The 10,063-nt window shown below is 70.0% G+C and carries 8 protein-coding genes and 2 pseudogenes; 7 read left to right on the top strand and 3 right to left on the bottom strand.

Annotation, left to right across the window (positions count from 1 at the left end):
• Positions 1–307: 307 nt before the first annotated feature.
• A complete protein-coding gene (locus KS423_RS09145) occupies positions 308–628 on the top strand; it encodes a transposase family protein (RefSeq protein WP_224277030.1) in 321 nt (106 codons plus the stop codon).
• A gap of 198 nt (positions 629–826) precedes the next feature.
• On the opposite strand, the gene KS423_RS47265 is transcribed toward KS423_RS09145, so the two are convergent.
• Entirely contained in the window at positions 827–955 is a 129-nt protein-coding gene (locus KS423_RS47265) for a hypothetical protein (protein ID WP_263454651.1), read from the bottom strand.
• Between the two features lie 226 nt (positions 956–1,181).
• Here KS423_RS47265 and KS423_RS09140 point away from each other — a divergent pair, with 226 nt between their 5' ends.
• The gene (locus KS423_RS09140) at positions 1,182–1,634 is read left to right on the top strand and encodes a hypothetical protein (RefSeq protein WP_224277028.1); all 453 of its coding nucleotides are present in this window, start codon (positions 1,182–1,184) and stop codon (positions 1,632–1,634) included.
• Positions 1,635–1,797: 163 nt separating this feature from the next.
• Here KS423_RS09140 and KS423_RS09135 read toward each other — a convergent pair whose 3' ends face one another.
• Positions 1,798–4,347, bottom strand: coding sequence for a collagenase (locus KS423_RS09135; RefSeq protein ID WP_224277026.1), 2,550 nt, complete (start codon positions 4,345–4,347; stop codon positions 1,798–1,800).
• A gap of 156 nt (positions 4,348–4,503) precedes the next feature.
• A complete protein-coding gene (locus tag KS423_RS09130) occupies positions 4,504–4,686 on the bottom strand; it encodes a transposase family protein (RefSeq protein WP_374119924.1) in 183 nt (60 codons plus the stop codon).
• Between the two features lie 272 nt (positions 4,687–4,958).
• Between KS423_RS09130 and KS423_RS09125 the strand changes: the two genes are divergently transcribed.
• From KS423_RS09125 to KS423_RS09105, 5 genes and pseudogenes are all read left to right on the top strand, one after another.
• Positions 4,959–5,207 carry a hypothetical protein gene (locus KS423_RS09125; protein WP_224277024.1) on the top strand — a complete coding sequence of 83 codons (249 nt, stop codon included), beginning with the start codon at positions 4,959–4,961 and terminating at the stop codon, positions 5,205–5,207.
• Between the two features lie 113 nt (positions 5,208–5,320).
• Positions 5,321–6,586 (top strand): annotated as a pseudogene (locus tag KS423_RS09120) (IS701 family transposase).
• Positions 6,587–6,621: 35 nt separating this feature from the next.
• The gene (locus tag KS423_RS48445) at positions 6,622–6,813 is read left to right on the top strand and encodes a hypothetical protein (protein WP_374119923.1); all 192 of its coding nucleotides are present in this window, start codon (positions 6,622–6,624) and stop codon (positions 6,811–6,813) included.
• Positions 6,814–7,042: 229 nt separating this feature from the next.
• The gene (locus KS423_RS09110; RefSeq protein WP_224277023.1) at positions 7,043–8,395 is read left to right on the top strand and encodes a GNAT family N-acetyltransferase; all 1,353 of its coding nucleotides are present in this window, start codon (positions 7,043–7,045) and stop codon (positions 8,393–8,395) included.
• Positions 8,396–8,703: 308 nt separating this feature from the next.
• Positions 8,704–9,429, top strand: a pseudogene (locus KS423_RS09105) (HhH-GPD-type base excision DNA repair protein); the annotation flags it as partial.
• Positions 9,430–10,063: the final 634 nt, after the last annotated feature.

Here is a 10,063-nt window from a genome sequence, read left to right as displayed (position 1 = left end):
TACGGCTCGATGAACGTCCACTGCTCGTCGGTGAGTTGCCTACGTGTCACACGCAACGTCCTACCGGATCCCGCTTTCGAGCAAGCACGAAACCGCAATATTGATCACGACATCACACAGGCCCTAGTACTCCAGTGTGACCTCGCGATCATGTCGGCCTCCCGCTGATTTCATCGGGTCGGACGGGGTTCTGGCTCAACTTCCGTGGCCTGCGCACGGTGAGTGGCGACGTGCCGGTGCGGTAGGCGTTGGGAAGTTGCCCGGAATTCGTCAGCGGCCAGGTTGTGGTGGCTGACAGTGCGGGACCGTGGATGATCTGGTGCCCCGGTTGGAGGGGTTGCTGTTTCCGTCGGTCGCGGGCGTCAGGGTGCTGTCGGTCGACGTGGACGTCGAGTCGGTGAACGTGCAGGTCGAGTGCTCGGCGGTGGGGCACAGCTGCCCGGGGTGCGGGGGCTGGTCGACCCAGCTGCACAGCTCCTACCTGCGGTTTCCTGTCGACGGTCCGGTCGGGGGCAGACGGGTCCGGTTGAGCTTGCGGGTGAGGCACTTCGTATGCGGCAACCCGTCGTTCGGGCGGCGGACGTTCGCCGAGCAGATCGAAGGGCTGACACGACGCCACGGCCGGTAGACCGAGCAGTTGCGGGCCACACTCGCCTTGGTCGGCCTGGCGGCTTGCCGGGCGGGCCGGTGCCCGGCTGGCCGCCGTGTTCGGGGTATCGGTGAGCCGGAGCACGGTGCTGCGTCTGGTCGAGGAGCTTCCCGACCCGGTGCCGCCGGCCCCTCGGGTGGTGGGCGTCGACGAGTACGCGACGCGCAAGAGCCGCGCCTACGGGACGGTGCTGGTCGACGCCGAGACCCGCCGGCCGGTGGACCTGCTGCCCGACCGGAAGGCGTCGAGCCTGGCGGCCTGGCCGACGGCGGAGGCCGCGAGCCGGACGGCGGGGAGGCGGTTCACCCGGCGTTCGACGCGGGTTCGCCCGAGGTGGCAGCCGCATTGGCCCAGCCGGGCGGATTTACGTCACCCAGGATGCACTTTCAGACGGGCTGGCACTTCGAAGGTAAGAATGGGCCGGAGCCTTGGAATCGCATGGCAAAGTTTGGGTCATGGCACACGTGAAATGTCACATGGCTAACAGTGCCTATCTCCGAACGGTTTCTCACATCGTCTGAAGGAGAAGACCATGAACCGCATCACCCGCATCGCGGTGGGCGCCGCCGGTGCCACAGCCCTGCTCACGGCGCCCGTGCCGGCCTTCGCCGCCGCGACCGGCGCTGACACCGCCACCGCCACGGTCACGACTTGCAAGTACAGTCTCCAGGCCGGGTTGGCGACCTACGCCTGCGCAGACGTCACCGGCAGCAGCATCGTGATCTACGGGAAGATCGGCCTTGCCGGCCCGCCCGACGGGCCGGTGTCGTGGCAGACCCTGTACACCAATCTGTCGGCCGAGGTGGTCGGCGGCAACTCGCTGGGCTCCGTGAGCGGGAGCACGGCGTTCCATTCCACCGCGGTACGGGTGGACGGCTTCACCGCCACCGCCCCGTGCGGTTCGATGGTGCGTGCGACCTTCTCGGTGCAGGGAAGCGGCCCGTTCGGCACTCGGCCGGTGGTGGAAGTTCCGGTGACTTGCTGACGCTTCATCAATGTGAATGCCGAGTCCGGGAGTTGTCAACATCCGGGGCTCGGCCGCCGTGTCGGCCTGCATGGACCTCGTCCGCCGCAGAGGCCCACGTGGATGCCCTGGCTCACGCATCCCCGGGGATGCGTGAGCCAGGGCATCCGGGCTCACGCGCCGGTCAGTACTGGGTGGTGACGGTGACGCCGCTGAAGGCGGTCTTGCCGTAGAGGGTGATGTAGCGGTAGCCGGCCGTGGTGTTGGTGACGGTCACGGTCTGGGTGGTGCCGCTGTTCGTGGAGGAGGCGGCGTAGTCCGTGTTGGAGGCCCAGCGGTCCGGGCTGTAGTAGAGGTAGGCGGTCCCGGTGCCGCCGGTGGTGGAGACGGTCAGCGTGGTGGTGCCGGCCGGCATGTAGATGTACATCTGGTCCGAGCTTCCGGCGTCGGCGGAGCGGCCGGTGCGGAAGCAGTTGTAGTCCAGCTTCCGGGCGTCGGGGTCGGTGCAGGCCGCCGGTGCGGCCGGCGCGGTGACGGTGACGGTCCGGGTCGTGGTGGCCGTCTTGCCGTTGCTGTCGGTGACGGTGAGGGTGACGGTGTAGTTTCCGGCAGCGCGGTAGGACTTCGCCGGGGAGGCCGCGGTACCGGTGGTGCCGTCGCCGAAGTTCCAGGCCCAGCCGGTGATGCTGCCCTTGCCGGCGGTCTCGGTGGAGCGGTCGGTCAGCTGGACGTTGAGGTCCCGCACCGTGGCGTCGAAGGCCGCCTTCGGGGTGCCCGCGGTGAGGCAGGTGTCGGTGGCGCAGGTGTCGACCCACCTGGTGAAGTCGGCGTCGTAGGCGGTGCCGATGCCGTTGTAGTACGCGTAGGCGCGGGCGTAGTCGCCGGTGCGGAAGTAGCCGAGCATGGTCTGGACGACGCTCGGGTAGCGTTCGATCATGTAGCGGGCGGCCAGGTAGCCCCAGTGGTAGGTGCGGACGATGTCGCTGTTCAGGTACGTGCTCTGGAGCAGGGTGCTGAGCGCGTAGGTGTGCTTGGGGGCCAGAGAGACCGCGTTGAGGTCGGTGACGCCGCGGTAGGTGTAGGAGACGTACTCGGCGACGCCCTCGATCCACCACAGGTCGGGCACGCTGGTCTGCTGGTAGAAGTCGCCCTTCATGTCGTAGCGGGCATCCAGGACGTGGGCGTACTCGTGGTTGAGGTTCCAGATCCGGGCGGTGAAGCCGTTCTCGTTCGGGTGCCGGTACATGAGGGAGACCGGCTGGTTGGCCGGGTCGCTCGGGGTCCCGGTCAGGGTGACCCCGCCGTTGTTGGTGTTCGCCTCGTACATCGCGCCGGCGTAGGTCTGGTAGTCGGCCTGGCTCGCGAAGACCACGAGTTGCACGGACGACTCGTACTGGCCGGGGATGGGGCCGTTGTCGCGGACGAGGCCGTGGAAGTACGCGTCCTCGCCCTTGAGGTCGGCGCAGACGGCGGCGAGTTCGGCCGCGGTGAGGTCCTGGGCCAGGACGGTGAGGGTGGCGTTGCAGGTCTGCCTGATCGGCAGCACGGCTTTGGTCAGCCGCTGCTTCAGGTCGCAGACGCCGTAGTAGGAGCACTGGTCCCTGTCGAAGAAGGCGGCCGTGTTGGCCGTGCCGACCCACAGCGGGGCGGTGGGGCCGGTCATCGACGAGCTGTCGAGCAGGGCCTTGGCCAGCGGGCGGATCCTGGCCTGGAACGCCGGGTACTTGACGAACCGGGTCAGCTCGATGCCGGCGTTGGAGACCAGGAAGCCGGGGTAGGTTCCGAGCAGGTCGTGGTGGGTGCGGGTGAACGCGTCGAGGGTGTCGACGATGCCCGGGTCCGCGGTCACCGCGTCGACGAAGGACTTGCTCTCGTGTCCCCGGTCCAGCGCGGAGAGGGCGCTGTTGACGTACGTGAGCAGGTTCTTCGAGCTGTCGTACGCGCTGGTGTAGCCGTTCAGCACCTGCCGGTAGGTGTTCAGGTAGCGGCCCTGCTGCCCGGCGCTGTCGGTGAGGATGATGACGTCGTTGGCGACCTGGCCGTTCGCGTCGGTGACGTCCGCGGCGTGCGGGCCGGCCAGGAAGGCGTCGATGCCGCGCGTCACGGCGGCGGTCAGCGTCGCGTCGTAGGGGCCGACGTGCGCGAGGTCCTTGTCCTGCACGTAGTAGCCCGCGCGCAGGTACAGGACGACCTGCCAGGTGGCGGCGGAGTTGTCGCCGGGGTAGGAGGCGGCGGCGCTCTGGAAGGCGTCGGCCATCGTCGCCATCTGGCCCTGGCGGAACAGGACCGAGGCGTACGGGCTTCCCGCAGTGTAGAACAGCGAGCCGATGCACTGGGGGGTCGAGGCCTTGACGTAGGACACCAGAGCGGCCCCGGTCCTGCCGGCGAAGTCGGCCGGGGTGCACGACTGGGTGGTGACCGGCCCCGCCGCGAGCGCGCGCGGTGCGGCCTTGGCCAGGCCCTTGTCCGGGCCGGTCTCCGCCGGCGCCGTGACGGACAGCGGGTTGACCAGCGGCAGCTGCGCGGCCGTGAGCGGGCGGGACTGCGGCGCGCCCGGGCTCTCGGGATCGGCGAACGGACTGCCGGGAACCTCCGACGAGCTGCCGGAAGGCTGATGCGGGCTGGCAGCGACCGGTGCGGGGGTGACCGGCGTGGGGGCGGCCTGGCTCGGTCCGGCGGATATGCCGAGCAGGACGGTGCCTGCTGCGGCAGCTGCGGCCAGCAGCCTGGACATGCGTGAGAGCGGACGCATCGTCTATTCCTTTGTGGGGGAAACGCGAACGGAGCGCCACGGACGTGGGGACGTGGGAGGTATCCGAAGCGTGTGACGCACCGTCTCACAAGATCGGCGGGGCTATCAATAGGGTGTGACATGTCACCTGTCTCGGGTTCACCTCTGCCGAAAACGGCGGCCCTGGCACACCAGGGCCTGGCAGGCGAAGCGGTGCACCCGCAGGGCAGCCGTCACGGGCCGCCCGCAGCTGGGCAGATCCGACGGATAGCGCAGGTAGGAGCCGTGCACCCGCTCCGACCACGTCCCGCAGTCCGGGCATGACGCACCCGGAGCAGCCACGCGGGCGGCGATCCGCACCACCGCACCGGACGCTTCGGCACCGAAGACCTCCGCCGGAGGCAGCGACGGGAACAGCAACTCGCCGAGCCACGACCACGATTGCGACACAGCCGCCGAATGTCGGCCAGCCAGGTGACTCGGCCGACCAGTTCTGGACGATCTCCAGGCCCCGCCACCGCCCAGGATCCGTCACCCAGTGTCACCGGTCACATAAGCCGAGCCAGACCCTACTTCACCCCGGTGAAAACACTCCCGCTCCACCCTGGCTGACCATGGGCTACGACGTGCACATCACTCGGCGCGAGAACTGGTGGGATGAAGAGGAGCAGGACATCAACCCGGCGGCATGGGAGGCCGTGGTCGCTGACGATCTCGGCCTCGCGATGGCCCCGATGTGGTGGACCGCCGGCCGGATCGTGTCCAAGAACCCGAGCGATGCGGTGATCGCGACGATGTGCCAGGTGGCGAAGGTGCTGAACGCGCGGGTTCAGGGCGACGACGGCGAGTACTACGACGCCTGACTCGTACGGCCACCGAGAGATGATCAAGGGTTGTGTCGACTCTTGAAGATCGTGCGGTGGCCGCGAGCCGTAGCGTAGACCCTGCTCGATGGCGGGCCTTGTTCGACCAGGCCGTGGCTCGGATCGCGGGCGTGTTCGGGCGGGTGGAACCTCGCGCCACCGCCCGCGCCTATCTGCTCGGGTTGCTGTCCGGCACCGAGCGCAAGAACTGCTGGCAGCTCGCGGAGCACGCAGGCCACGCCCGTCCCGGACCGATGCAGCGGCTGCTGCGGACTGCCCGCTGGGATGTGGCCGAGGTGCGCGACGAGGTCCGCCGCTACGTCCTGGACCACCTCGGTACCGGTGACGGGGTTCTGGTCATGGACGAGACCGGCTTCCTGAAGAAGGGCCGCGGTTCGGCGGGCGTCCAGCGGCAGTAGACCGGAACCGCCGGACGCATCGAGAACAGCCAGGTCGGCGTCTTCCTCGCCTACGCCTCCGGCAGGGGACGAGCGTTGATCGACCGTCGGCTCTACCTGCCCGAGCACACCTGGTGCCAGAACGCCGAACGACGCCGCAAGGCCGGAGTGCCCGACGACATCGTCTTCGCGACCAAGCCCCGGCTCGCCCTGCAGATGATCGTGGCGGCGCTGGATGCCGGAGTGAGCACATCGTGGGTAACCGACGACGAGGCCTACGGCCAGGACCCCGGCCTGCGGGCCGGACTGGAGGCCCGCGAAGTCGGCTACGTGCTGGCGGTCTCCTGCGCGACCAAGGTGCGGATCAACCAGGGCCGCACCGCGATCCGCGCGGACGGGGCTGCTGATCGCCTGCCCGCCTCAGTCTGGCACCGGCAAAGCGCCGGTCCCGGGGCCAAGGGTCCCCGCTACTACGACTGGGCCTGGGTGCACATCGGTACCGGCGACCACCGTCACCTGCTGATCCGCCGCAACCCCACCACCAACGAACTCGCCTTCTACCTGTGCTGGTCACCCCAGATCGTCCCGCTGTCCGAACTCGTACGAGTCGCCGGCACCCGCTGGTGCATCGAAGAATGCTTCCAGGCGGCCAAGGGCCAGGTCGGCCTGGACCACTACCAAGTCCGGAACTGGACCGCCTGGCACCGGCACGTCACCCTGGCCATGCTCGCCCTCGCGTTCCTGGCCATCGCCGTTCAGGACGCGCGGCCGACCAGACCTGCGGATCCGAACCGCCCGGCCCGAAGCCGAGAGTTGGTCGACCTGACCGTCCCGGAAATCCGCCGCTTGATTGGCACGCTGTTCAGCCCCGTCATGTCCCTGCGTGCACTCCTGCACTGGTCGAACTGGCGCAGAAGCCACCAAGCTTCGGCACGTCGCAGCCACTACCGGCGGCGACTCTCCGTCCCCGCAGGCACGTAGATCGCGAAGTCGCACTGGAGTACTAGGCGGGCGAGTTGCCGCAGCGCGTGGTGCACCAGGAGCATCCCGCGGACCTCCACCACGCGGGGCACCGCCCGGCCGTCCGCCGGCTCCGTGGTGTGCGGGAAGAAGACGACATCCTTCGATCACTGGCGCAGCAGCAGCGCTTGGTGGACCGCGCCGCGGTGGGTGCCCAGAACGCCGAGCGGATGGTCGCGAACTCGTAGCCGTGGCAGTACAGGCAGTGCAGCACGTCATGGCCCCAGCGCTGGGCAAGGCCGGGCAGTGCGCGCGGCCGTGGTCCCGGTGCACCACACTCAGGCCACCGAAAGCCGAAGGACGTTCGGTGCCGCACGGCAGCGACTGCGGTCGGCGCAATCACGTTTTCCCGGAAATGGCAACAAGGCTTGCTCCCGTCGTGGCGCCGCTTGCAGCCTGGCAGCGGAGGTGGTCGCCATGGGCGACGTGACGAATCGCGGGACGAACAATGTGATGAACAGCCTGCCGGATGGCTGGGGGAAGGATGACTCCGACCACGACGACGTGGTGGCGGCAGAGTGCGTCGGCGGCGTGGAGATCCGCGCGATCGCCGAAGGCGAGATCGCGGAGTGGGACAGGGCTTTCAGGCTCGGGTTCCTGCGTCCGCACGTGGGGAGCGCCGAGGAGTCCTGGCGGCTCCGCTACGAGCCCGGGCGGCTGCTCGCCGCGGTGGACGGCGGCCGGCACGTCGCCACCTTCCGGAGCTTCGACGTCGAACTGACGGTGCCCGGCGGGGCCACCGTACAAGCGGACGCGGTCACGAACGTCACGGTGAGCGCCACCCACCGCCGGCGCGGGCTGCTCAGCCGGATGATGTCCCGGGACCTCTCCGCTGCCCGCGAGCGCGGGGTACCGGTCGCCATCCTGATCGCCGCCGAGTACAACATCTACGGCCGCTTCGGCTTCGGCCCGGCCACCCGGGGTCACGGCTGGAACATTGACCTGCATCGCACCCGCGGCCTGCGCGAGGGCCTGCCCACCGTGCCCGGCGGCCGGATCGACTTCCTCACCACGGAGGAGCTGCGCAAGGTCGGCCCCGAACTGCACGACCACTGGCGACTCGGCCAGCCCGGCGCCATCGCCCGCGACGAGTTCTGGTGGAAGCTCTCCACCGGTGAGATCACGGTGCCAGGCTTCGGCGACTGGAAAGAGCCCTTCGCGGCCCTCCACCGGGACGCCGAGGGCAACGCCACGGGTCTGGTCGTCTACCGGATCGACACCAGCTGGGACGGCAGCTACCCGAACTCCACCCTCACCGTCGTCGACTTCCTCGCCCACGACCGCGCCACCGCCACCGCGCTGTGGCGGTTCGTCCTCTCCGTCGACTGGGTGCGCACGGTCGTCGCCGAGAACATCGGCCCGGACGACCCGCTCCCGCTGCTGCTCCAGGACCCGCGCGCCGCCACCCCGCACGTGGACAACGCCGACTTCACCTGGCTACGGGTGCTCGACGTCGAAGCCGCCTTCAACGCACGGACCTACGGCGCGCCCGGCCGGATCGTCCTGGAGGTCGAGGACCGCGACGGTTACGCCGCCGGACGGTGGGCCATCGAGACCACAGCCGACGGCACCGGCCACTGCGCCCGCACCACCGACCAGGCCGACCTCGCACTCGACGCCTCCGCACTCGGCACCCTCTACCTCGGCGGCGAAACCGTCCCGCGACTGGCCGCCGCCTCCCTCGTCACCGAACTGCGACCGGCCGCGGCCACAGCCGCCGACCTGCTGCTACGCACCCCGCTGCTCGCCTGGAACCCGGACAGCTTCTGAGCGTCGGGTCGGGCACCTTGGTCGCTGCCGTATCAGCTGACGGTTCGCCAGGACCGCTGGCGTGGAAGGCCTTGCTGGTCGAGGTAGCCCTGCAAGGCTGTCGGTGGTCGTGGAGGGCCCGCTTTCGCCGAGAGGCCGCTGGCTGAGGCGTTCGACATTGACGGCGATGGCGGCGAGCACGTGCTGCAGGGTGGGCCTTGGCCTGCCCGCGGTAGCGGCAGCGTCGCCGTAGCCATGGGCGAACTCGCAGAGGGTGCCCTCGATGCCGCAGCGCACCGGAGCGCTTGCCGGACCGGATCGGTGCGGCGGTGCCCGGGCAGGGGGTGATTGCCCGGGCACCGCCGTCCTGCGACCGGCAGGTACCCGGGCCAACGAGCGGACACCCGATCCGTCACACCCCAAAAACGCTGCCCCGGGGCCGACCGAGTGCCCGCCCGGCCCTTGGCGGCGTGTGTTGCCCGCTCGCCCGGGCCCGCGCGCTCACACTGGGCGGACAACATCCGTCCACAAGAAGGCCCGTGCCGGTGGAGACCACGGTGTGCATCGCCCAGCAGCCCGAGGCCGACGCCCTGCTCACCCGCAGCCCACTGGCCCTACTGGTCGGCGCGCTGCTCAACCGGCAGGCCGCGACCGAGTGGGCGTTCACCGGACCCCTCGTCATCGCCCGGCGCATGGGAGCCAAGGACCTCGACGCGCACCGGATCGCGCCGTACAGCCCGCCGGAGTTCGTCGCGCTGCTGGCGGCCCCGCCCGCCGTCCACGACTCCCCCACCCTCACGGCCCGACGCGTCCAGGAGCTGTGTGCCTTCCTCGTCGCCCGCCACGACGGCCGGGCCGCCGCCGTATGGAAGACCGCCGCCAGCGGCGCCCAGCTCGCCCGCCGAATCGGTGAACTGCCGGTCTTCGGCCGACGGAAAGCGCAGATCTTCACGGCCCTGCTCGGCAAACGCTACGGCGTGCGCCCCGACGGCTGGCGCGAAGCGGCCGGCCCCTACGGCGAGGACGGCGTCTTCCGCTCCGTCTCCGACATCACCGGCCCCGACGGCCCGGAAAAGGCCCGCACCTCCCAACAGGAACAACGGCGCGCCACGCGACAGGCCAGAACACACGCCCGCAGACACCCGCCCGGTTACAGGCAACCGCAGCCGCCCCTTCTCGATGTCCCCCAGCACCCAGGTATCCAAGCTCGGCCCAGCAGGCCCAGCAGAATGCGGCCTCGGCCAGGCACCCTCTCGGTGCGGACACGCTCGGCCTGGAGGGGGTGCTGGTCGGCGGTGTTCGGCTTCGGCGGCCCGAGCCGCGCACCATCGGCCCACTCTGCCCGCGGCCCCGGGCGCGGTGCCGCCGAGGACGAAGGCGAGCACGGTCTCGTTGGCCGCCATCGCGTACTGGGCGCCGGAGCGGCCGGCGCCCCGGGCTGTACCGCCCGTCTCCGAGCGGACCATCCCGAGCACCGCAGCGGCGGCGTCCATCCCGGCGGCGCCTTCGAGTCGCCACGTCTTGTGCCGGTCCTTGGTGTTGCCGTCGAGGCGATCAGGCCGTGCGGCGCGAGGTCGCCGAGCGCCTGCCGGATCGCCTTGTTCGACGCCGCACCAGGGCGCAGCAGCCGTTGGAGCTGGTCGGCGGTGGCGACCTTGAGGACGCCGAGGGCAGTGAGGACGTCGGCGC

It is taken from the genome of Streptomyces sp. LS1784 (assembly GCF_020103755.1).
Taxonomy (GTDB): Bacteria; Actinomycetota; Actinomycetes; order Streptomycetales; family Streptomycetaceae; genus Kitasatospora.
This window is presented reverse-complemented; position numbering and strand designations above follow the sequence as displayed.